Origin of the sequence: Hasllibacter sp. MH4015 (genome assembly GCF_020177575.1) — a bacterium.
Classification (GTDB): domain Bacteria; phylum Pseudomonadota; class Alphaproteobacteria; order Rhodobacterales; family Rhodobacteraceae; genus Gymnodinialimonas.
On record NZ_JAHTBK010000001.1, the window covers coordinates 2,237,438 to 2,259,341 of the forward strand.

At 56.7% G+C, this 21,904-nt stretch carries 23 protein-coding genes and 1 tRNA gene; 11 read left to right on the plus strand and 13 right to left on the minus strand.

Translation table 11 applies throughout. The features are described 5' to 3' along the window. The first annotated feature begins 66 nt into the window (after positions 1-66). Positions 67-480, plus strand: coding sequence for a DUF1801 domain-containing protein (locus KUW62_RS11475; RefSeq protein WP_224815613.1), 414 nt, complete (start codon positions 67-69; stop codon positions 478-480). Positions 481-560: 80 nt separating this feature from the next. Here KUW62_RS11475 and KUW62_RS11480 read toward each other — a convergent pair whose 3' ends face one another. Together KUW62_RS11480 and KUW62_RS11485 are read right to left on the minus strand one after the other, a co-directional pair. Continuing rightward, positions 561-1,505: a sensor histidine kinase gene (locus tag KUW62_RS11480; RefSeq protein ID WP_224815614.1), complete on the minus strand. Its 945-nt coding sequence runs from the start codon at positions 1,503-1,505 to the stop codon at positions 561-563. A 234-nt stretch (positions 1,506-1,739) separates the two neighbouring features. Then, positions 1,740-2,618 (minus strand): S-methyl-5'-thioadenosine phosphorylase, encoded by an 879-nt coding sequence (locus tag KUW62_RS11485; RefSeq protein WP_224815615.1) that lies wholly within the window; start codon positions 2,616-2,618, stop codon positions 1,740-1,742. Between the two features lie 207 nt (positions 2,619-2,825). Here KUW62_RS11485 and KUW62_RS11490 point away from each other — a divergent pair, with 207 nt between their 5' ends. Further along, complete coding sequence (locus tag KUW62_RS11490) at positions 2,826-4,499, plus strand: SulP family inorganic anion transporter (RefSeq protein ID WP_224815616.1); 1,674 nt, start codon at positions 2,826-2,828, stop codon at positions 4,497-4,499. 19 nt (positions 4,500-4,518) lie between these two features. On the opposite strand, the gene KUW62_RS11495 is transcribed toward KUW62_RS11490, so the two are convergent. After that, complete coding sequence (locus KUW62_RS11495; protein ID WP_224815617.1) at positions 4,519-5,124, minus strand: flavin reductase family protein; 606 nt, start codon at positions 5,122-5,124, stop codon at positions 4,519-4,521. A gap of 93 nt (positions 5,125-5,217) precedes the next feature. On the opposite strand from KUW62_RS11495, the gene KUW62_RS11500 reads away from it, so the two are divergent. The 4 genes from KUW62_RS11500 to KUW62_RS11515 all read left to right on the plus strand — a co-directional run bounded on the left by KUW62_RS11500 (position 5,218) and on the right by KUW62_RS11515 (position 7,356). Beyond that, positions 5,218-5,706, plus strand: coding sequence for a GNAT family N-acetyltransferase (locus KUW62_RS11500; RefSeq protein WP_224815618.1), 489 nt, complete (start codon positions 5,218-5,220; stop codon positions 5,704-5,706). A gap of 78 nt (positions 5,707-5,784) precedes the next feature. Continuing rightward, positions 5,785-6,483 (plus strand): DUF2927 domain-containing protein, encoded by a 699-nt coding sequence (locus KUW62_RS11505; RefSeq protein ID WP_224815619.1) that lies wholly within the window; start codon positions 5,785-5,787, stop codon positions 6,481-6,483. Between the two features lie 33 nt (positions 6,484-6,516). Beyond that, positions 6,517-7,053, plus strand: coding sequence for an adenine phosphoribosyltransferase (locus KUW62_RS11510; protein WP_224817100.1), 537 nt, complete (start codon positions 6,517-6,519; stop codon positions 7,051-7,053). Between the two features lie 215 nt (positions 7,054-7,268). Then, positions 7,269-7,356 (plus strand) — tRNA-Leu (locus KUW62_RS11515). Here the strand turns inward: KUW62_RS11515 and KUW62_RS11520 are convergent. Next, positions 7,335-8,891: a recombinase family protein gene (locus KUW62_RS11520; RefSeq protein ID WP_224815620.1), complete on the minus strand. Its 1,557-nt coding sequence runs from the start codon at positions 8,889-8,891 to the stop codon at positions 7,335-7,337. The two genes, KUW62_RS11515 and KUW62_RS11520, sit on opposite strands and share 22 nt — an antisense overlap. Next, the gene (locus KUW62_RS11525) at positions 8,879-9,190 is read right to left on the minus strand and encodes a hypothetical protein (RefSeq protein WP_224815621.1); all 312 of its coding nucleotides are present in this window, start codon (positions 9,188-9,190) and stop codon (positions 8,879-8,881) included. The genes KUW62_RS11520 and KUW62_RS11525 overlap by 13 nt, the downstream gene beginning before the upstream one ends. 173 nt (positions 9,191-9,363) lie before the next feature. Here KUW62_RS11525 and KUW62_RS11530 point away from each other — a divergent pair, with 173 nt between their 5' ends. Both KUW62_RS11530 and KUW62_RS11535 read left to right on the plus strand, forming a co-directional pair. Further along, a complete protein-coding gene (locus KUW62_RS11530) occupies positions 9,364-10,191 on the plus strand; it encodes a hypothetical protein (RefSeq protein WP_224815622.1) in 828 nt (275 codons plus the stop codon). Between the two features lie 232 nt (positions 10,192-10,423). Next, positions 10,424-10,759: a DUF4236 domain-containing protein gene (locus KUW62_RS11535; RefSeq protein WP_224815623.1), complete on the plus strand. Its 336-nt coding sequence runs from the start codon at positions 10,424-10,426 to the stop codon at positions 10,757-10,759. Positions 10,760-10,964: 205 nt separating this feature from the next. On the opposite strand, the gene KUW62_RS11540 is transcribed toward KUW62_RS11535, so the two are convergent. Next, positions 10,965-11,984, minus strand: coding sequence for a hypothetical protein (locus KUW62_RS11540; RefSeq protein WP_224815624.1), 1,020 nt, complete (start codon positions 11,982-11,984; stop codon positions 10,965-10,967). A 525-nt stretch (positions 11,985-12,509) separates the two neighbouring features. Continuing rightward, positions 12,510-12,707: a hypothetical protein gene (locus KUW62_RS11545; RefSeq protein ID WP_224815625.1), complete on the minus strand. Its 198-nt coding sequence runs from the start codon at positions 12,705-12,707 to the stop codon at positions 12,510-12,512. Between the two features lie 458 nt (positions 12,708-13,165). Here KUW62_RS11545 and KUW62_RS11550 point away from each other — a divergent pair, with 458 nt between their 5' ends. Then, entirely contained in the window at positions 13,166-13,672 is a 507-nt protein-coding gene (locus KUW62_RS11550) for an antirestriction protein ArdA (protein WP_224815626.1), read from the plus strand. A gap of 100 nt (positions 13,673-13,772) precedes the next feature. Further along, on the plus strand, positions 13,773-14,093 hold the full coding sequence (locus KUW62_RS11555) for an H-NS family nucleoid-associated regulatory protein (protein WP_224817101.1): 321 nt from the start codon (positions 13,773-13,775) through the stop codon (positions 14,091-14,093). Positions 14,094-14,178: 85 nt separating this feature from the next. Here the strand turns inward: KUW62_RS11555 and KUW62_RS11560 are convergent, their stop codons facing one another. Next, positions 14,179-14,526: a hypothetical protein gene (locus KUW62_RS11560; RefSeq protein ID WP_224815627.1), complete on the minus strand. Its 348-nt coding sequence runs from the start codon at positions 14,524-14,526 to the stop codon at positions 14,179-14,181. Positions 14,527-14,571: 45 nt separating this feature from the next. Further along, positions 14,572-14,991: a hypothetical protein gene (locus KUW62_RS11565; protein WP_224815628.1), complete on the minus strand. Its 420-nt coding sequence runs from the start codon at positions 14,989-14,991 to the stop codon at positions 14,572-14,574. A gap of 188 nt (positions 14,992-15,179) precedes the next feature. Between KUW62_RS11565 and KUW62_RS11570 the strand changes: the two genes are divergently transcribed. Then, complete coding sequence (locus KUW62_RS11570; RefSeq protein WP_224815629.1) at positions 15,180-15,746, plus strand: recombinase family protein; 567 nt, start codon at positions 15,180-15,182, stop codon at positions 15,744-15,746. 394 nt (positions 15,747-16,140) lie between these two features. Here the strand turns inward: KUW62_RS11570 and KUW62_RS11575 are convergent, their stop codons facing one another. From KUW62_RS11575 to KUW62_RS11590, 4 genes are all read right to left on the minus strand, one after another. After that, positions 16,141-18,372: a hypothetical protein gene (locus tag KUW62_RS11575; protein WP_224815630.1), complete on the minus strand. Its 2,232-nt coding sequence runs from the start codon at positions 18,370-18,372 to the stop codon at positions 16,141-16,143. 470 nt (positions 18,373-18,842) lie between these two features. After that, positions 18,843-19,730: a hypothetical protein gene (locus KUW62_RS11580; protein WP_224815631.1), complete on the minus strand. Its 888-nt coding sequence runs from the start codon at positions 19,728-19,730 to the stop codon at positions 18,843-18,845. Positions 19,731-19,741: 11 nt separating this feature from the next. Continuing rightward, the gene (locus KUW62_RS11585; RefSeq protein WP_224815632.1) at positions 19,742-19,936 is read right to left on the minus strand and encodes a hypothetical protein; all 195 of its coding nucleotides are present in this window, start codon (positions 19,934-19,936) and stop codon (positions 19,742-19,744) included. Positions 19,937-20,095: 159 nt separating this feature from the next. Beyond that, complete coding sequence (locus KUW62_RS11590; protein WP_224815633.1) at positions 20,096-21,904, minus strand: type IV secretory system conjugative DNA transfer family protein; 1,809 nt, start codon at positions 21,902-21,904, stop codon at positions 20,096-20,098.

Consider the following 21,904-nt stretch of genomic DNA (forward strand, 5'->3'; position numbering starts at 1 on the left):
CCGGAGCCGCGCACCGGCACGTCCGCGACTCGCCGCAAAGGGGCCCTTCATGATATGCTTCGCCCCATGTCAGAGAGCCGGAAGCCGACCCATTCATCGAGCACCAATCCCTACATCCCGAAAGGTGATGGCGACGGGCCGGTACAGGCCTATATCGCCGCGATGCCAGGCTGGAAACGCGACGTGGGTCGGCAGATCGACGCGACGGTCGTGGGGACCTTTCCAGATGTGCGGAAACAGGTGCGGTGGAATACGCCGTTCTACGGCAAAGACGACGGCTGGTTCCTCGCGCTTTACTGCTACAAATCCTACGTCCAGATCTCGTTTCTGACCGGGTCCGCCCTTGATCCGGTGCCGCCCAAGGCGTCCAAGGTGGACAGGACGCGCTATCTGGACATCTTCGAGGACGACACGCTCGACACCGCGCAGCTAATCGAATGGGTGCGGCAGGCGATGGCGTTGCCGGGGCAGAACCTTTAGGGCGTTCCAGACTTGGCGGGCGCGCTTTCACGCGAGGGGCGCGATCAGATGTCGGTCCGCGTCGGCCCGATCTCAAGGCTTTATTTGAACGTGTCCGCCCCGACCTCTCGTGCCGCGTTGCCGTTCAGCTGGCTTGGAATGATTGTGGTCAGCAGCATCGTGCCGTAGCCGGTTTTCTCCGCCGGTTCCGCGACCTCGATCCCGGTCTCTTCCCAGGTCAGCAGACAGCCTTCGGATGGCAGCACGGTCCACGTCACCGATACCGCCCCGCCTTCTTGCCCGATCGCGCCATATTTCAGGGAGTTGGTGGCAAGTTCGTGGATCGCCATGGCCACGGCCTGGGACTGGAGCATCGACAGCGAGTAATCATCGCCGGACACGGAAATCCGGTCCAGCACGTCGGGGCCGTAGACCGCAAGCTGGTGGTCGACGACCGCCGCCATACTCTCTTCTTGCGTGACGTTCGATCCGCCAAGTTGCTTGTTGAGGGAGACAAGCGACCGCAACCGCCCCTCGAACATAGACAGGAAATCGGGGATGGTCGCGGCGGTGCGCCCGACCTGCCGCGCCAGGGCGAAGACGATGGAGAACGTATTGCCCATACGGTGCTGCAACTCTCCCATCATGGCGTTGCGCATTTCCCGCATCCGCACCTGGGCGGAGACATTTTCGCTGAACTGGATCAGGAACGGCTCCCCCGACGGGCCGCTTTGCAGGCTGGCATGGCGGACGGTCCACCATTCCTCCTTCGACACGCCCTTCACGGTGATGCGGAACGGAACCTCTTCCAGCACCGTCTCCTCACCCTCAAGGGTCGCTTCGAAGAGGGATTTCATCGCGCGCACGCGATCCTCCGCCTCGGGGAAGGCATCGAAGACGTAGGTGCCGTCCAGATCGTCCCAGGTCCGGCCCACCATTTTCAGGTAGGCCGGGTTCGCCGCCACGAAGCGGAGTGACTTGTCGAGGATCATCGTGGGGGCGGGCGAGCGTTCGAACAGAACCTGAAAGTCGATCTTGTTGAGCATCGTCCGTTCCTTGCACACGCATTCGCCGATCCGCGGGCCAATATTGACGAAGGGGACCGACAAACGCTTCGCGATGCGCGGCTGCGATCTTTATTCCCCCCGATCGGCATCCTCCACAGCAAAATGGGGAATCCGTCAAGGGGCAAACAATCTTGTAAATGCAAGCATCGCGGGCCGTGGGGCTCGGCGTGGAGGCGCGACTTGCGGGGCGAGCGCGGGCCCACCCACGCGCGGTCAGTTGCCCGCGTGCAGAACACGGCCCGCCACGGCGTCCAGCCGCGCGATCATGTCCGCATCCCGCGCCCCGGGCGCTGTCATGATCGCGTGGTCGAGGGCGCGGTCGCACCCGGCGTCACAGGCGGAGCGGTCGGGCGACAGGGCTTTCGCAATGCCCAAAACCATCGCGCGGGCCGCGGCGGCGTTGCCATGGAGCGTTTCGATGATGGCGGTGATGTCCACCGCGCCGTGGTCGGGATGCCAGCTGTCGTAATCGGTGATCATGGCGACGGAGGCGTAGCAAAGCTCCGCCTCGCGGGCCAGTTTCGCCTCGGGCATATTCGTCATGCCGATCACGTCACAGCCCCAGGCGCGGTACATCCGGCTTTCGGCGAGCGAGGAGAATTGCGGCCCTTCCATCGCAAGGTACGTGCCGCCCTTGTGGACGGTCACGCCCGCGTCCCGCGCGGCAGCCTCGGCCACGTCAGACAGGTGCGGGCAGACCGGGTGGGCGACGGAGACATGGGCGACGCAGCCGCTGCCGAAGAAGCTCTTGTCCCGCGCGAAGGTGCGGTCGATGAATTGGTCGACGATCACGAAATCGCCCGGCGCCATCTCCTCCCGGAAGGAGCCGCAGGCGGAGACCGAGACGACATCGGTCACACCGATCCGCTTGAGCGCGTCGATATTGGCGCGGTAGGGCACGTCGGTGGGGGAATGGACATGGCCGCGCCCGTGGCGGGGCAGGAAGCTGAGCGTCAGGTCTCCCAGCCGACCGGTGAGGATCGCGTCGGACGGCGTGCCGAAGGGGCTCTCGACCTCCTGCCACGCGGCCCCTTGCAGCCCGTCGATCTGGTAAAGACCCGATCCGCCGATGATTGCCAGATGCCTGTCCATGCGCGCCCCCATTTGACCTCACACAGCGTCGCACCGGCAGAGCGGTGACGCAATGGCGCCGATGCGCGCCCCTTGCCGCACGGCGGCATAGCAAGTATGCGCAAGAATACCGTGACTTGGGCGGACAAGCCCCGTAGGTCGTCGCGGAGAAATTCGACGGCGGAGCACGCGTGAACCTTCGCCCGATTGCCCTGATTTGAGGTGAGTATGACCCGCATCCTGATGGCCGCGGCCAAGAACCGTTTGTCGCCCGAGCTGACCAATATGGGCCATGGCTGGGGCGCGAACCGGATGAAGATCGAGATCCTGGCGGGTCTGACCGTGGCGCTGGCGCTGGTGCCCGAAGCGGTGGCGTTTGCCTTCGTGGCGGGCGTGCATCCGTTGGTGGGGCTCTATGCGGCGTTCATCGTGGGCCTGATCACGGCGGTGATCGGCGGGCGGCCCGGCATGATCTCGGGCGCGACGGGGGCGCTGGCGGTGGTGATGGTGGCGCTGGTGGCCGAACACGGGGTCGAATACCTGTTCGCGACCGTCATCCTGATGGGGCTGATCCAGATTACCGTGGGCGTCCTGCGATGGGGCAAGTTCATCCGGCTGGTGCCGCATCCGGTGATGCTGGGCTTCGTGAACGGGCTGGCCATCGTGATTTTCCTGGCACAGTTGAGCCAATTTCAGGTGCCGGGATCGGCGGAGGCGTCGGGCCATGGCATGGCGGGCGGCGACTGGCTGCCCGGCCCGCAACTGGCGATGATGCTGGCGCTTGTGGCGCTGACCATGGCGATCATCTGGCTGTTGCCCAAGGTCACAACGATCATCCCTGCGCCGCTGGCCGGCATCGGGATCACCGCGGCCATCGTGCTGGTCTTTTCCATCGACGTGCCGCGCGTGGGCGACCTGGCGGAGATCGCGGGCGGCTTCCCGGCCTTCCACATGCCCTTCAGCTTCAGCGGCGAACCCACGGCGGGGCTTTACGGCGACCTGCTGGCCCCCTTCACGATGGAGACGTTCTGGATCATCCTGCCTTACGCGCTGATCCTGTCGGCCATCGGCCTGATCGAGAGCCTTCTGACCCTGAACCTGGTGGGCGAGATCACGGGCGAAAAGGGCGGCGCGTCGCAGGAATGCGTGGCTCAGGGCGTGGCCAACACCGTCACCGGCTTTTTCGGCGGCATGGGCGGCTGCGCGATGATCGGGCAGTCGATGATCAACGTGAAATCGGGCGCGCGGACCCGTATCGCTGGGATCGCCGCGGCGCTTTTCCTTTTGTCCTTCATCCTGATCGGCGCACCCCTGATCGAGCAGATCCCGCTGGCCGCACTTGTCGGCGTGATGTTCATGGTGGTGATCGGGACCTTCGCCTGGAACAGCCTGACGATCCTGTTCAAGGTGCCGCGCACCGATGCGATTGTCATCATCCTTGTGACCGTCGTGACGGTTGCCACGGACCTCGCCACGGCGGTGGTCGTGGGCGTCATCGTCTCCGCCCTCGCCTATAGCTGGCAGAACGCCACACGCATCCACGCAATCACCCGCGACAGCGCGACGGAGAAGGGTGCCAAGGTCTACGAGATCCAAGGGCCGCTATTCTTCGGCTCCGCCGACGGGTTCATGGAATTGTTCGAGATCGAAAGCGACCCCGACACCGTGATCGTCGATTTCAACGGCAGCCGGGTGGTGGACCAATCGGCGCTTCAGGCGATCGAGGCGGTGGCCGGCAAATACGAGGCCGCGAACAAGCGCATCATGCTGCGCCACCTGAGCCGGGATTGTCATCGCCTGCTGTCCAAGGCGGGCCACCTGATGGTCGATAGCGACGATGACCCGGATTACGAGATCGCCACGGATTACTCGGTTCGCACGGGGATTTTGGGCGACCATTGAGCCGCGGGCGGCTGGCCTTCTATTCCCCCGGGCGGTTCAGCGAGAAGACCTCGCGCACGACGGAATAGTCGCGGTATCCCAACCGGGTCAGCGGGTTGAAGCGGGTCACGTCGAAGATACCGTCGACCAGGCAATCGTCGCGCAGATGGACGCCCACGACCTCCCCGAAGACGGCGAAATTCGCCTCGCCCGGCAATTGCACGATTTGGCTCAGGCGGCATTCGAGGTTGGCGGGCGCGTCTGCCACGCGGGAACACGCGATCTCGGCGCAGTCCTCGCGCCTGATCCCGGCATCGGTGAATTCATCAACCTCCTTCGGCCAGGGACCGGAGGTTTGGTTCATCGCGTCCCGGGCGGCATATTCCACGATGTTCACGCAAAAGACGCCCGTGTCGCGGATATTGGCGACGCTGTCTTTCGTATCGCCCCGATCCTCCTTGGCGGAGGTGGAGGAAAACATGACCTGCGGCGGCACGTAGGCGACGGCGTTGAAGAAGGAATAGGGCGCGAGGTTGTCCTGCCCGTCCGCGCCCCGGCTGGAGATCCAGCCAATCGGGCGCGGCGTGACGACGGCGTTGAAGGGATTGTGCGGCAGGCCGTGGCCATCGGCGGGGCGGTAATACATGGAAGGCGCACCTTTCGTCGTGGTTTGGCAAAGACCTAGCCCCATGCTACGCCCATGGCCAGAGGCAGCGCAGGTCCAGACGACCCCCGGCAGATGTACCAGCTCAGACGTGAAACCGACGATGACCGCGCCGAGGTGGAGGCGCTTTTCGACACCTGTTTCGCGCCGGGGCGCGAGGCGCTGTCGTCCTATCGCCTGCGTGACGGGGTGCCGCCGATTGCTGAATTGTGCGTCGTGGCGCGCGACGACCTGCACATCGTCGCGGGCGCCGTGCGGTTCTGGCCGGTCCTGGTCGGCCGGAGCGAGGCGTTGCTGCTTGGCCCCATCGCGGTCCATCCCACCCGGCAGGGGGAGGGATTGGGCGCCCAGATGATGGAGGATGGATTGGCACGCGCGCGGGCGGCCGGGTGGGCCCGCATCTTGTTGGTGGGCGATGCGCCTTATTACGCACGCTTCGGTTTCGCGCGGCTTGCGGGTGTTGAGATGCCGCCGCCCACCAACCCCGACCGCATCCTGGGTGCGGGTCCGTGGGACGGCATCACCGGGCGGGTTCGCCGTTGGGGCGGGTCCGGACACGACTAAAGCAAGCGCGCAACAGGTGGCGGCCAATGCGCGCATCCGACTTGATCCAGCGCCGGAGCCGCGCCATCAATTTGCGCGATGTGGCGTCTGTATCTCCTCTCCCTCGTCCTGCTTGCCCTGCCCGCGCCGCGTGGCGGATCGGCGCAGGAATTCCTCGTGGTGCCGGACCTCGTCTCGGACGAAGCGTTCTATCGCATGGTGGCCTGCGCCGCGCCGCCCGGGGGCGAATGCGGCAAGCCCTTCATCTTCTGGCCCGAAGAACAGCGCCTGAACCTGCGGGTGGGGATCGCGACCTCTGCCGACAGTTTCCCCGATTACAAGCTCGACCTCGTGGATGCTGCCATCGACGCGGCCATCGACGAGATCAACGGGGCGGGCGCGCACCTGTTTCTTGAACGGGTCTACGAGGGGGAGATGGATATTCCGCTGCACCTGGTCGAAGCGCCCCAGGGCGGGGTTATCGAAGGCACCGGCGTGGAGGAGCTGGACGGCTCCTCCATCGCCATTGGCCGGGTCGCGATCCGCTCCCGCGGGGCGGACATCGTTGCGGCCACAATCGCCATCAGCCAGGATATCCGGCGGCGCGAGATCGCGTCGGTCGTGCTGGAGGAACTGGTGCAATCGCTCGGCCTTGTCACGGACATCGCCTCCCCCGCCTACGAGGATTCGATCTTCGCGGAGAACGGCAACAACATGACCCGCCTGCGCGGTCAGGATGCCGCCGCCCTGCGCCGCCATTACCCCCGCCCCGGCGTGCCCGAGCGCGGGTCGGACTAAGCCCCCATCGCCGGCAAGGAGCCCGCAGACATGATCGCCCAGAAAAGCGTCCGAGATTACATAAGAACGATCCCGGATTTCCCTCACGAGGGCATCTTGTTCCGCGATGTCACCACGCTGTTCCAGGACCCGAGGGGGTTCCGGCTGGCCGTCGACCAATTGCTGTCACCCTTCGTGGGCGAGACGATTGACGCGGTTGCAGGGCTGGAGGCGCGCGGCTTCATCCTGGGCGGCGCGGTGGCGCACCAGCTGTCCAAGGGCTTCGTGCCGGTGCGCAAGAAGGGCAAACTGCCCGCCGCCACGATCGAGCAGGCCTACAAGCTGGAATACGGCGAGGCGGTCGTGGAGATCCACGACGATGCCGTGGCCCCCGGCGACAAGGTGCTGATCGTCGACGACCTTCTGGCCACCGGCGGCACGGCGGAGGCGGGCATCAAGCTGATCGAGCGGCTGGGGGCCGAGGTGATTGGATGCGCCTTCGTGGTCGACCTGCCCGATCTGGGCGGGCGCGCGAAGCTGGAGGCGATGGGCGTCCCGGTCCACGCGATCTGCACCTACGAGGGGCTTTGAGCGCGCGTGCGGTAACGCTCCGTCGTTAACCGTCCTTCGTTAACCGTCCATTAAGGGATTTCCCCGTAACGTTCGGCATCCGCCGCCTGGTCGGCGGACTTCTGTGCTTGTGTACCCAGATGCTGCACGTCCCGACCCCAATCCGGGGCGTGCAGCTACGGCGCGGGGCTCTTCCATTGTCATCCCTGCCCGGCCCCGCTACCGATAGGCGCGATGCGGGCGTGATGGAATTGGTAGACATACCAGACTTAAAATCTGTTGGGCCTTGTGCCCGTGCGGGTTCAAGTCCCGCCGCCCGCACCATTCTTCAAAACAGACCCCCAATCCCCCTTCAACGCCTTGAAGGGCATGGATATTTCGGGAGTTCTAGGTCCTTGATTTCGGTCATATGCGACGGGCCCCTGGAAGGCCAGTTTCAGTACCAATCGTTGTATGCTGGCCTGCCCGCTTTCCCAGAGTTTCCAAGGGTTTGAGAGGAATCGTAAGGCGAGTTCTAGTTTTTCATCGAAGGCGCGTTGCGGCGGTTGCTCTTTGAGCGCCGTTTCACTCAATCGAGCCTTGTCATACTCGAGCTTGGCGATTTTATCTTCGTATGCACGGATGACGGCGCTGTTGCTGGCTTCCACAATCCGACCAAGCAGCTGATCAATCTCCGTCTCGACCTTCGCCATTTGACGCTTCGCAGCTTGTACTTTGGCCTTGGCTTGTTCGGCCCGCATGGCCCATGCGTCCTGGAACATACGCGTTGTAATCGCGATGAGCCCCCCCGTTGGCTGGAGATCTTTGATGATCTCGCCAACTTGTGCCTCCAACCGATCCCGAGGAATCGACTTCCCGTAGGCCTCGCAGCCTTTGGTCTGGCAGAGATAATAAGCGTAGCGCTTGTACTTGCCCTTCGACCAGCTGGAGCGCAGCGGCGCATCACAGCAAGCGCAGGTGGCGATGCCGCGCAGCGCGAAGTCATTCCCGATGTTTTTGCGCTGGGGCGCGTGAGACGCTCCTAGGCGACGCTCTTGCACCTTTTCAAAGATATCCATGGAAACCAAAGGCTCATGCTGGGCCTTGATCCAATTCAGCTTGTAGCGCTCGGAACAAATGTACCCGGCATAGATTGGATGTGAGAGAATATCGGCCACACGCTGACTGGTCACCGCGCCGTGTCTGTTGCGGGGGAAGTCAAGAAAGCTCGCAAAGAAGCGTTGAACTTCCGCCTGAGTTGCAAAGCGCCCAGACGCGAACCCCTCAAATCCTTCACGCACAATCGCATCGAATGGTGGATTGGCGACAAGCACTTTCCCCCGGCCCTTGATGGTCTGATACCGATAGCCGATGGGCGCGGTGTGGATCCAATAACCATTCTCCATCCGCGCCTGCATCTTCTGGGCCACCTGACGGCCATTCTGTTTGCGCTCCAGCTGCCCTTGAGCGGCGAGGATGGTCTCGATGAACTCGCCCTCAGGCGTGTCTTCAAAGTTGAAGTTCAGGCACTCGACCTTGGCGTCCCGCTCGCGGAAGGCATCGCGCAGGCGAAAGTGGAAATCACGGTCGCGCGCGAAGCGCTTGAGATCGTCGAAGATCACCACAAACCGCTCATCAGGTTGCGCATCAAGGAACGACAACAGCGCAACCATCCCAGGCCGCTTCATGAAGTCTCCGCCGCCGGTGATGGTATCTGGAAAGACGGCGGCAACGTCATAGCCCTTGGAGGCCGCGTATTGCCGACAGCGCGTCTCCTGGCTCTCCAGCCCATGACCCTCAGATTCCTGAGCTTTCGAGCTCACACGGCAATAGATCAGGGCCTTGGTACATCCTGTTTGTTGCTCATCTACTTGTGCCATGTCTCGTCCTCCTCGCGCGCCGTTTGATCTGCTTCTTCTTGTGCCAACAAGGATAGCAAATCCGGGGGATCATCGGACAAGGGATCGGCGCCTTGTCCACAGATTTGACGGACAGGATCGAGATCAAAGCCCATATCCACAAACATCACGACGATGGACCAGAGCGTCTCAATCAGTTCCCGCTGCTGCTCAATCGGACGATCGCTCTCTTCTAACATGGCGGCATAGAGCTCCCAATCAACGGAGAGGCTTGGGATCTTATCTGTGGTTTGGTCACGGGGTGTCAGTGGCTGGGACATGGCCGGTCCTTTCTTGTTTTTAGTTGTTGGGGGTCATGCTTGTTTTGCTGTCTGGCCTACAGGCGGACGCAATTGGAACAAATATAGAACAAACATGCCACACCTCGCGTGTCAGCGCAAGAATAATTTACAATGATCCTAGACGCTTAGCCTGTCTTTAGCATGGCGAACCGATGACGTTCTTGGGTGATGCGGGGGTGAAATCGGGTGAAGAAATCATCGTTTGCACAGCTCAACGAGCGCAGTATCACACCAGTATGGATGGCAAAGAAATTGATTGGATGGCTCTGTCATCGGAAGAGCGGCAAGGGCCGACAAAGCAGCTCTACGTAGTATTACGGGCGCTCCACAAAAAAATAGGTGGGCGGTTTGACCTGTTGCTGGAAGAGGCTCAGGGCAGCCCCTTGTCGACGACGGCAGACCCGTTCTCAAATATCAAGCGCGGCGTCTACGATAAGACGAAAACGCAAGCCATCCATGAGTGGATCGCTCGCAATCACTTTGAGTTTGGTCAGCGAAAAGCCCCGAAGCTTTTCCAGTATCGGAGGGTTTCGGAGTGGGACCAATTTATCAAGCAGTACGAGGTTGAGGGTGGTGTTACAGCCGTTCCACTTGGGCAGCTTGGTATTGCTCGCCGTTCGCCGCCGGACGACGGTGCAGCGCGGTTTCGGCTTGGGCAGCCGTATGGATTTCAAGTGGAAGTGCCTGAGCCTTGCTACATCGTTGCCTATGAAGGTGTGAGAGAGGCATGGCACCTGCTAGCCTTAGGTGAAGGAAAGCGTAGCTATCTTGTAAAGCTTCGGCCTGGCACGGCGGCGTTGCCGCAAACGTCGGACGGCACACCCATCGAAATCGCCGAATATGACGATCCCAGTTTGCACACATTTGTATTCGTGCTGTGCTTTGGTCCAAAACCGCTCATCGATCAGAACAGTCTCATCACATATGCCAAAGAGTATGTGGCAATTGTCTACACGCTGGAAGTGAGGTTCATCACCTAGTAGTGGCTGAGTTACGACAGATGCCGCATTTCATCCTATGGCTGCTCCGAGCGCGCTCCTACCAAGTTTCTGCAATGTCGCGAATGGCGACTTTCGGGTCTTGCATCTGGATTTTACCTACGAGGGACTATGCGTCTCACAGCTCGTTAAACTGAAACCGTTTTCTTCAATCAAGACGATTTCCTTTTCTCTTGCAACAATCTATGATTAGATATCAATAGGGAGTTTTTTTGTGGGTTTTGGATTTCGAAAATCATTTAAGATCGCGCCGGGTGTCAGAATTAACACTGGTAAGAGGGGCGCTTCAGTTAGTCTTGGAGGGAAAGGCCTAACTACAAATATCAGTAACCGCGGTACGCGTGTTACTGCTAGCATTCCCAAAACCGGCCTTAGCTACACTGCCACTTCCAGTGCGAAGCCAAAAGCCAAGGCTGCGTCAAAGCGGCGTTCAGAAGTAAGCCATCCTGCCGAAGTTAAGCCGGTCAAAAGGTCTATTCTTGGTACGATCTTCATGTGGATCGGGATATTTACAGTGGGACTCCTGATAGTTGGTGCGTTGGCTGGCTAACACCGCGCTATCCTTCACAACCAAAGGAGCTTTGGTGCGTACGTTATCACTTGTGCACCGGTTTAGAACCTCACCAACACGCACAACCTTTGTAATAAGTGTATTTAACGCAAATCGCGGGCTTAGGAACTGCTGCGCATAAAAAGCGGCCATCTACACCAACAATTTCTACGTCGGCTTCGTCCGAACAACTGACTTTGCACATTCACGCATCGCGGATCATTTGAAGCAATCGGTCGTTGAGTGGCTTGAGTTCTGCCCATTGTTTTGCGCCGTCGGTTCGGAAGGCCTTGGACGGTTGATGGCCATTGGTGAGGACGTTTTCGATATCTGCGAAGAAATCTTCGGCTCCTCCGAGCTTGTCCCAGGCATCGGGGATGCCGACCGCTTCGGCGAATATTTGTGAACTTGCAAAGACGGGTTCAAGAATTGCCTCGCGATAACCGTCGATTTCTTCCGCACTTGGGAGATACGCATCTGGGATATGCTCTAAACCCTCGTGGTGGGCGAGTTTGTAGGCTGGGATGTAGGGGAGCTCGGTCAGATAGGCCAAGAGCTGGTACAGCCGTGTTGCTGCCATTGGATGTGTCCGGCTACGCTCCTCATATTGCTGGTCTTCGCGTTCCAGGATGAACATCACAGGCAGGATGCAGGTTGCGTAATAGCGGTAGAGTGGCCAGTTCTCAGCGGCGTAGGCCCCCAGCACAATCTCGGTCGCATCCTGGTCAGTTTGCAATTCCAGACACGGCGAAACCATGTCTTGCTCTTCCTGTGGCAGAGCTTTGATATCGATGCATGGCTGCGTGCGCCGTGACGCAACATCGAATACAACAGGAGGACCCGCATCCGAGATGCCCGCCGAGCCAGTGATCTTGAAGTGCCCAATGGCGAAGTGGTTGAGCTCGTGTTGCATGAGCCATCTTAGGGACATGTCCGCCGCGTGTTCCGGGCGGCCAAGCAATTGGATCTGGCGGTGCTCGGGCAATTCCGCCGACAGCGTAAGAGCTTTGTGCCACGCCTCTATGATCTGAACTGCTGCGCCAGAGCTGACGTCAATCCCTAGCCCATCACCCAATGGGAAAACGTGGGCGCGGAAATCGTCGTTTGGAACAACCCGAAACGATGGAGATGCCGAGAACGGAACTTCGACGCGTTCATCGTAACGATCCAAGGCAGCTTCCAGCGCAGCCAGTAGTCGCTCATCGTTTGAGATTGGCTCCGACATCGCTACTCCACAATCGGCGATCCGCTGTGGCTTAAGTCGTGTATATCCACAAGGTCAATTTCGGTTCACTGACCCAGTTCTGCGTCATTTGTCTGCATAAGCGCTATCGCAAGATGTGTGTGGTCGTACCGTCGCACACCTCTTGGCAAGGGGGCCCATTCCGTCACTGTCGTTCTTGCATGCCCCCGTTGCATCCCCCCGGCCCATGGCGACCATCCAGGCATTGAGCCGATGTATGGTGCGCCAGAAGACCGTATCGCCGGTCAGTCACTCGTAGGGGACCTTTAGACCCCCACACCCCCAACCAGGAGGGAGATGCCATCTCTCCCTCCATGGACCACCCATAGGCCAAAGGCGTGCCGTCCTTTGCAAACCCGCCCGAGGAGATGTCGCTCTCCTGGACCATCGACTTGGACGGCGTTCCTACCCCCAAGACCCCTGACCATTCCATGGAGGCCAACCGGCGTCGGTTGAATTGACGCCAGCGGGACGCCGCTGGACCCGATACTGTTGCGCCATTTTGGCCTAGCCAGGAGGCTGTGGCCTGAAGAAGCGCTGCATGATCACATGGTCGATGTTCTTCAGCGATGTGGTGATCAATGACCGTGCTTCATGATTGTTGTCCGCCAATTTTTCCAGAAGCTCTCTCAGCTCACATCTAAGTTCTTCAAGCTGTTTGGTTGTGAGCGTTCGTAGCTCTTCGATGGTGTATAGATTGATCATGGAATCCTCCGTCTCGGTTCATTGAGACCCGCTTAAGTGCTGGTCTTTCTCGAGGGAGGGATCGCCTCAGGTCCGATGACAAGGACACCGTATGGGCGCAACGCATGTGAAGCAGGGCTTTCCCTTGGCCTTCCAGATCATTGGCCTGTGGCAAAACCGACGATGAGATATCCATCACTTCCAATGTGGTCGCGAGACGAGAAGCGGATTGCTTTGATCGGCATACACGCCACAAAAGAGCAATTCGGTTCAAACGGCACGGAGCCTTACTTGGGGCTGCTGCCCCTGGCGCGCGACAAGGGGTGGGTCCTCGCCATGCGCGCTTCAGTCGTTTCTCTCCTTGCAGCTGTGCGTGGCTCTGGTCCCGGCTGATGCCGCCCTTGTCCCTTGCACCCCCGCTCTTCGCCAGAGGGGCAGACGGTTGCATGCGCAACCCGTCAGGAGAAAGGACAACACACATGACAAGGATCTACGCTCAACCCTATGACCTTTCAGCCACCGGCTTCTTTTTTGAAAGTGCCGAGGAGTATCACGCTAAGGTTTCGGCCCTTCGTAACGACTACGGTCAAGAGGTTGAAGAGTTTGAACTTCAATTTATTGATGGCGAGGCTATTGACGCAGCTCTCGCAGAAGCAACTGGATTATACCAGGGGAGCATTGAGGGATTTTTTGAAGCAGTTGAGGAATGGGCAAAAAAACAAAAGCAACGGGTTATTGTAGCTGTTGGAGAGTGTGGCTATTCGTTTGAGTATGGTAAAACGTCTCCCGATGACTTTGACGTTGATATCTATCATCTCGCATCGATGCGGACTTTGGCGATTGAGTTTGTTGAAGAGGGGCTCATGGGTGATATTTCCGAGGCCATGCGTATCTACTTCGACTATGACGCCTTAGCCCGAGACTTATCCGTCGATTATACCGAGACAATTATTGCAGGTGAGTGTTTGATATATCGGTGTGGATAATCAGCAAGAGTTGGCGGCTTTGCCATCTTTGAATATGCCTTCTTGCGTGTCGGTGAAAGGCATCATAGGCAGAGCCGTCACTATGAAGGAAAAGGGTCCAATGGCGAAAAAGCTGGATTTGGAGAAGCTCTCACTTGAAGAGCTCAAGGCACTACAAAAAGAAACGGCGAAAGCTGTCGAAGGATATGAAGAGCGCAAGCGCGCCGAGGCCATCGCAGAGCTTGAAGCTGTTGCTGCAAAGCACGGCTATAAGCTCAAAGACCTATTGGGTGGTAAGCCAACCAAGACAAAGGCCAAAGGCGAACCCAAATATCGCCATCCAGAAAACCCCGCCAAGACTTGGACTGGGAAGGGCCGTCAGCCTGCTTGGATTAAAGAAGGGCTGGAGGCCGGAAAGTCGATTGAAGATTTCGCCATCTAAGCATTCGCTGTTCTGAAACCTGAAAGCGCCGCCAGTCTGATTGACCGGCGGCGCTTTGTTGTTTGCAGGGGTGTGCCTCTCACGATCAGGCAGGGTCACGTTTGGGACTGGCGATGACGATGACCAAGCCGACACCAGCCAGAACAATGCCGAGATAGGTGAGGAGGGCTACATTGCCCGACATCGGACATTGCGAGCCTCCGGGAACAATAGCGCAGGTCATGCGCTGAGAATTCTCACGGGCGATGACGGTTTCCATTTGCCTACTATAAACCTCAAGGCCCTGACCTTGCCCCCAGGTGGCATAGTTGGTCCTGAGCTGCGCATCGGTGAATGGCGGTCGAAAGGATGAGACAGTGACGGCGATAGCGATGGCTGCAAGGAGACCGCCAATGGCCATGAGGCCAATGCCGAAGATCTTGATATTAAACATGACGATGAAGACTCTTTGGTAAGACAGCGATAAAGGGAGAGGGCCTTAGGAGACGATCGTGTCGTCCATTTGCATCATCTCGCCGGTTTCATGGCGGGCGAGATGCCCCTGTGCGGGACGCCAGGCACAGACACATCGTGCGCTTGGCTCCATCCGTTCCAATGTCCATGTGGTTGGAATGGACTGAGATGCGATCTCAGAGTCGGCTTTCTCCACCCTGAAATACTGCTCGCGTTTTTCTTCGTTCGAATATTCCACAAGCACTTCGTCATCCGCCAAATCGAAGTGTTTGTGGGTCAGATGCAGCGCAAAGCGGTCCAGCTTACCGTGCTCGACAAGGACAGCACGGATGGCTTTCATACAATCAAGGTCGCTTTGATCGAGTGGGGCGGTGTCTTCCAAGTCTTTGGTTCGTGCCCATTGCATAACTTCGAGCACGAATTGATTGGGTTTGGGGTGATGCATGATGGTGGACCTCTCAGGCGTTGCCCATGTCACACCGGCTGCAAAAGGGGTCCCTTTTGCTATTCATACCAGACTGCACCACCGATTTTCGCAAAGGCCTGTTATCCACAGTTTTTTGAGCAAAGACAGGCCGATCAAACCCAGCCCAAGCGCCGCTTTCAAAAGGGACCCCTTTTGCAAAGAGGAGAATGGCCATGAAAGCGGCTTGTGCGACAGAAGGACTCAGGCAGCCTGAGGATATGGAGGAGAAACCAAAGGGCCGGAAAATCGGCTATGTGCGGGTGTCGGATGCAGATCAGTCCGAGGCTCTACAGGTGGATGCACTGAAGGCTGCAGGATGTGATGTGATCTATGGGGACTTGGGTGTCTCTGGAGCGATCAAGGATAGGGCGTCACTGGAAAGCCTACGCCGTGAGCTTAGCAAAGGTGACGTGCTTGTTGTTTGGAAGCTGGATCGGCTTAGCCGATCTATGCTCCATCTGCTACAAATCCTCGATGATCTTCGACAAAACGGGGTGGACTTCATTGCGTTAACCCAAGGCATAGACACGACGACCGCCGTCGGGCGGATGCTCTATGGCCACCTGGCGGTGTTCGCCGAGTTTGAGAGGGAACAGATAAGTGAACGGACCAAGGCGGGGATGGAGGCAGCAAGAGCGCGCGGGGTCCATATCGGTAGACCAAAAAAGACCCAAAAAGGTGTATTCTCCTCCTTAAAGAAGAAGGCGAGAAAAGGTCTGGACACAGCCGAGTAACTCAAGCTTCATTGGATAAATGGTATCATACTAGTTACTCGGAAGCGCCTAATGCGCCTTCTTGAGAGACTTGCCACCCTTTGCCAAGTATCACCTGGTGCATCTACGTTCTCATCAAGGTTGTGTGACGCCTGTACAAGCTCCTCATCTGGTTGCACACGGCTCCTAATGAGCAGCTGCTCGATCTGCGCCTTCGCCACGGACCTGGATAAAGAGCTACGTGGCACAATGTTGTCATGAGCTAATTGGTGGACCTTCTTAAGTTCTTCCAATCTATTCCTTCTTTCCGAAAGTCTTTCAGCTATATCCTTTCTCAGCAGAAATGTAACTATAGCTGCAACTGTTGTAATAATAAATAAAACCATTCCAACAATAGAGTTGAAGGCAAGATTTGTCAAATTGAATATACCTTGTTCAAATCAGATTCGAATTCATCGAGAATCGTACGATTTATATTTGGGTTGAAAAATTTTCTAACCGTACGCGCAAGCGTATCCGCGTGATGCGTTTCGATCTGTGGCGCTAACCATTTCCAAGAATAGCCCTCTTTACGTTCTAATTTCTCGATTTGTCGGACGTGCTGCAAGAGCAAGAAACTATTTACCAGCGAGGCACGCGCCCAATATCTCGGCGACGTACGATCTCTCTCATACGCTCGTATTGACGGATCGCGAACATGCGAGGGAAGTGCGATGTGTGGAAAAACGTGCTCTATGTACTCAGTTTTATGACAAAGATGATCTATGCAGAGCATACCCAAAGGTTCAGCCTGAAAAAATACGGAACCATTTTTGAAGCGCGTTTTGAGCAAACCAGTCCGACACATCACGGCTAATGTGCGATCGTAGTCCGTGCTGTACGATTGTCCAAGTTTGGACGCTATTTCCACAGCAGTCAGTGGAATGCGCCTAACAAGTTCACAAATACGAATTTTTGAGAGGAGTCCCAGGGGAGCTTGATTCTTCTCATCATAGTTATAAACATTGTCAATGTAGTTTCCAACGCCCTCCAAGTCCATAATTCCGTTTGGTCCCATTTCTCCATCTGCAGGCAGGGCAATTGAGTTTCGAAACGTCGATCGGTTCTGGCACAATAGGATCCCTAATAATCTATATTGTTTTTGTCGAATGCGCCTACGAAATTCTGGATCTCCAGCCACCGAGAACAAGTTCTCAACCGAATCCGTATAAGAATTTTTTGGATCTGCAATAATCTCAAGAACAATAAATTCAATTATGAGTTTGAGGAAGTTGAGCTCTTTTCTCGCATTTCCATTGAATAGGTTGAGGGGTACAAGTGGGTTTGATTTCTCGTTTTCATTGTTGCCTTCTGAAGTGGCTTCTGTGTCACCTTTAATGATTACCTCACGGATAGTCTTGCGCATGAATCGATCAAATTCAAAGAGATCGGCTGAAACATCAGGCAAATTGTTTTCGTCACATACTCGAGCAATAGCCCTTGCCACCAAAGCTTTAGAGCTAGGGCCAATTATGCGAAAATGCTTTCGATTGTCTATCTCATCTAGTCCCGGGTTGCGTTCGAAGAACCGTGCGTAAGTGACGTCGCGCATCACAAAAACCTGATGAAAATCCAAGTGGGAACCGATGCGGTCCAAGAGTGGGAACTTCGAAGATCCTTTATAAACGGAATTCAACGAGGCTATTTGCTCGCTGTTCGAAGTGGAATAAAGATAATCCGCGGCGGTAATGTAATCAAAGCCATCGAATATCGATACAAAGCTGTATCCGAGATGTTGCGTGACGTAGTGTATCGTCAACTCTTTGAAGGTGTCATCTGAGTTCCGCACCTCCATTTTTCTATCTTCTCTACTAAGTGTGATGAAGCGCTTTGCTTTTGCGATTTGGAAATCCGCAAAATCCTCCGCAGCTTTTTGTCGGTTTTCGAAGTTCTGCCCGTCTCCGATATATAATTTTCGATCTATGATATAGCGTCGAAACTTTTCGAATTCCCCGTTCTCAAAGAAGCTTGTTTTCCTTACCTCATCGCTAAATAGGTGATGAATTTCTCTATAGAACGAGTCGATAATCGCCCTGCGGAGCATCTCTAGTTTTCGGGTTTCATCGGATGGTGAAGATCTGCTAATCTTCGAGAATTCAATTCGCGCTGGAATAATTTTGGATTCTAGAAATAATTTCTGATTTTTACGAATGGTTCTTTTGAAGAATGTGGATTTTCCGGTGCCTATTTCACCTGTTACAAAGAACCTGATGTATTTATCTTTTTCCGCTTGCTTTGAGCTTTGAAGTAGGCTTCGGACCCAGCCCTCGTTTTGCTCTGTGCTATCGTTAATTACAGGTGGCTCTGTTCCTTTCGTAAGATTGAATTGGTCCGTCCAGCGACTCAATGAGTCTGGTCTCACGTAATCTTCATCCCACTTTCGGGACGGTGTTCGAAGAAAATCAAACTTTTCCGTAATTCTATGAAGAGAGCGAAAAAATGGTGATATATTTGGAAAATCTCTGAGTGCGTACTCGGAGTCAAGAAAGTTCGGTGCATCGGGGGTCCGACGATCCAGCCGAGAAGGTTGAAGTGTTTTCGGCTGCGGTATTTCTCTTTCGTAGTAAGGGGAAAATGGGTTTGTATTGTAGGCTAGGTCGTTGGTCAAAAGTGGCTTCCGGTTGCTGATCTCCAGTGCTCAACGAATGTGTGATCATTCAGATTTTTTTTTCAAGCTCTATGTTCATCATTCGCCGCCATCCCGTAGGGCTCATACCCCGCGGGCGGCGTGTCTGATCGTGTTGCCATCCCTCTACGATGCCGCCCACACTCATCCGCCCAAAGCCAGTACATGAGCAACTTGGACAGTGGCCAGTCTTCAAAGGGTGTTCGGATGCAGTGTGTGACCCAAGAGGCAAAATCCCCACCTGGGGTCTCTTCGAGCCAATCGACGTAGTTCTATGAGCTTTGTGGAAGCTGCACCATGACCTCAGCGCCGTTTCCGTTCGGATAAAGGCGTGTCTGGATGTCTTGTCCTGGGTGTTGCTCTTCCTGCTCTCTGAGGAACCTCATAAATTCGATTTGGCTCATATGAGCAGGATAGCACAAAACGCACTATCCCGCCCTAGGAGCGTGTTCCTATCGCTCCATGCCTTGGGTTTTGTCCTGACCCTTATCAAACCCTTTGAAGGACTGTTGTGGCGTATCATCGAGCCCATTGCGAATGCGCTGTAGGGCTTCTCGCATCTCTGTGTCTTGAGGCGCTATATCCCATCCCCGATCATAGTGAGCGACCATCTCTCCATCCTTGCGGATATCGAGCTTCGAGATCTTGCCGCCATCAATGCCGTGCGGTGAGGGTTCATCGAAGACCTTCGCTTGGAAGGTGTACCCAGGCATGGAGGTCACCCGTCCATCGATCCACGGGCTATCTGGTTCGCCATGATCCGTCGCAATACCAGCCTCTTGGATGGGATCCGAATGAATGGCTCTATCGTCTTCCGGTATCAGGTCTTTCTCTCGAGGGGGGAGCTCGCGTTCCGGTTCTAGTGCTCCTCGCAATTCATGAAGAGCTTCTTCATGGCCGTGCCCGTCCTCTCCAATCCATTTGCCATGATTGTACCGTGCGACGGTTTCATCCTCGAATTTCAGGACAAGCTGTTCGATCCGACCCTCATCCAACCCATACGGAGTGGGTGTGTCATTCACACGGGCGAGGAACGAATAACCCGGCATCGTGGGCATATCACCGGTGTAGTAGCGCTGTGGGTCCACAGTGATTGCGCTGGTAAAGGTGAGCTTCGCCTCTGGATCAAGCGGTGGGCGATCATCCTGTTGCTCTCTTGATTGTCCCAGTCCTGTCCGAAGCCCCATCGCACCACCTGGTGCGAGGTTTGGGGCAGGCTGCGTGTAACGCATCTGCGGCTTGAACTGAGGGGCGTCATTGTCTTTGTCGCGCAGGGGCGAGCCATCGGGATTGGTGATACTATTGAAGGCATCTTTGCTGTCATCTCTATCGTTGGACATGTTACTGCTCCTCAAAAGCTGTCATCGGTGATGAAGGGCGAGGGATTGTCGAAGATGTCTTCGAAGCGCAGATCGCCAATGGCGATATGCGCGCCGAAGGCTGCAGCTTCACGCAGAGCGGCTCTCAAAGCGCGATCACGCTGCGTGCGGTGCCACATATCCACCATCAGGCGTTCATCGATTGGCATGCCGCCCAGGCGCGCCATTTTGAAGGTATCGGTGGGGCCAAGCGTCAGATGAACAATCGCCCAAGAATTTTGCGGGGCCATGTATAGGGTCATGGAAAAACCTCATGCGGTACGGGAGTGGGAAGATGTGCGGTGCGCCCTCCGGCGGCGTATGCCACCGAAGGGTCTTGGTTTGCGTCAGCTGTCGTGGGTGTTGACGCCCTTGGCTGAGAGCTCTTCATCCTCAAACCACCGGATCTTCTTCGCCATGATCGGATCCATGTTTTCGATGAGAAGAAGTTGGCGATCGAGCGGGAGACGGCGCAGCTCATCTGGATAGGCCAGATTGCGCTGTGATGCCGCTCGATTGTCCGAATAGGTCATGGATTTGCCCGACGAGCTTCCGCTGCTGCCCGCATTGGTGTTGAAGGCATTGGAGACAGCCGAAGAGAAGTTCCACACGGTTGTGGTCCCACACGCCGCAGAAAAATACTCCGTCGAGGTTTTGTCCGGCGATCCAAAATACGCCACAGCCCCGGAGTTGGCGATGAAGCTCTCATAATCCTCGCCATAGACCCGGCGCAGCTGGCAGAGGTCCTGGGTGATACCCCAGAGCTGGATGCCAAACCCTGCCATGAGACCATAGGCCTGCTCCACCATCGCCAAACGCCCCAGAGCGGGCATTTCATCGAGGATGAAGAGAACAGGCTTTGCGGGCTTATCTTCGATATTGCGTGCATTGACCGTGATGGCCTGTTGCACTTGCAGGCGCAGCAGTTTGTTGAAAGCCTGCAGCCGATCAGCGGGCAGGATCATATAGATCGACACCGCTTTCTTCTTCAGATCGGCAAAGTCGAAGTCTGATGCGGACAAAGACTCTCGGATACGGTCACTATCCAGCATATGCGTCTCAGCCTGCGCAGAGGCCATGACGTTGGCCATCAGCTTTGGCTCTTTTTGCAAACAGCGAGAGCCCGTGCTGCGCACCAAATGATGCGGAGAGTTCGCCATATACCGGAACAGCTCTTCAAGCTGATCCCCATCGAGCAACAACAAATCCCGCACAGTGCCGAGATTGCGTTTGCCATTATACGTTTCATCAAAGGCCACGAGCAAGATCAGGCCTTGAAGCAACGCCTTGGCTTCTTCGAGCCAGAACGTATCGGTCTTGCTGTTATGCTCGACCAAAGCGTCAGCCAGCAGCATGGCGTTTTCTGTGGCATCTGGATCGGTCAGTTGGATCCAATCGATTGGATTGAACCGGGCAGGGGTCATCTCCAGCTGATGGGCTGCGATGTTCCAAGGATCGATCAGGTGAACCGTTTGCCCCATATCTTGACGGGCTTTGGCGGTGATCAGGGCGTTTTCGCCTTTTGGATCGATGACCAAAACTGAGCCCAGATAAGTGAGCAGGTTCGGAACAATATGGCTGATGCCCTTCCAGGCCCGTGTAGGCGCAACGGTCAGGATATGCCGATCACCCTGGTAAAAGATCCGCGAGAGCTTCTCTCCGTCATGGGCAAGGCCTAAGAGAATGCCGCCCGTATTGAAGAGCTTGTTGGCGATCAGGTGTGCGGCTGTAGCCCACCGGGAACTGCCGAAAGTCTCTGGCACTTCGGCCATGGCTCTGATCGTTTGACCAGCCCAAAAGCCAAGCCCCCAGACAAATCCAACGACTGCCATGACAAAGGCTGTGCTCCAGCCGAGCCATCCGTGATTGGTGCCAGCAATGATCACTGCTGCAATACCAGCCAGGATCGCAATCGTGGCTCTAAATTGCGCGGCATAGGGTGAGAGAAACCATCCCAGGCCAAAGCCGAAGCCCGTGGCAAGGATGATCATACCCACGCGCATCATGGCGAGTTGGGCTAGCAGCTGTTGTTGATAGCGTCGGGCATAGTCGCTGCCATCGGTGTAGAACGATTGCGCCATGGCGTCGCCCACCCCGAGGCCTGTAAGCCCTGTGGCCAAAGCCATAGCGCCGATGAAGATTGGAACATGTCTCAT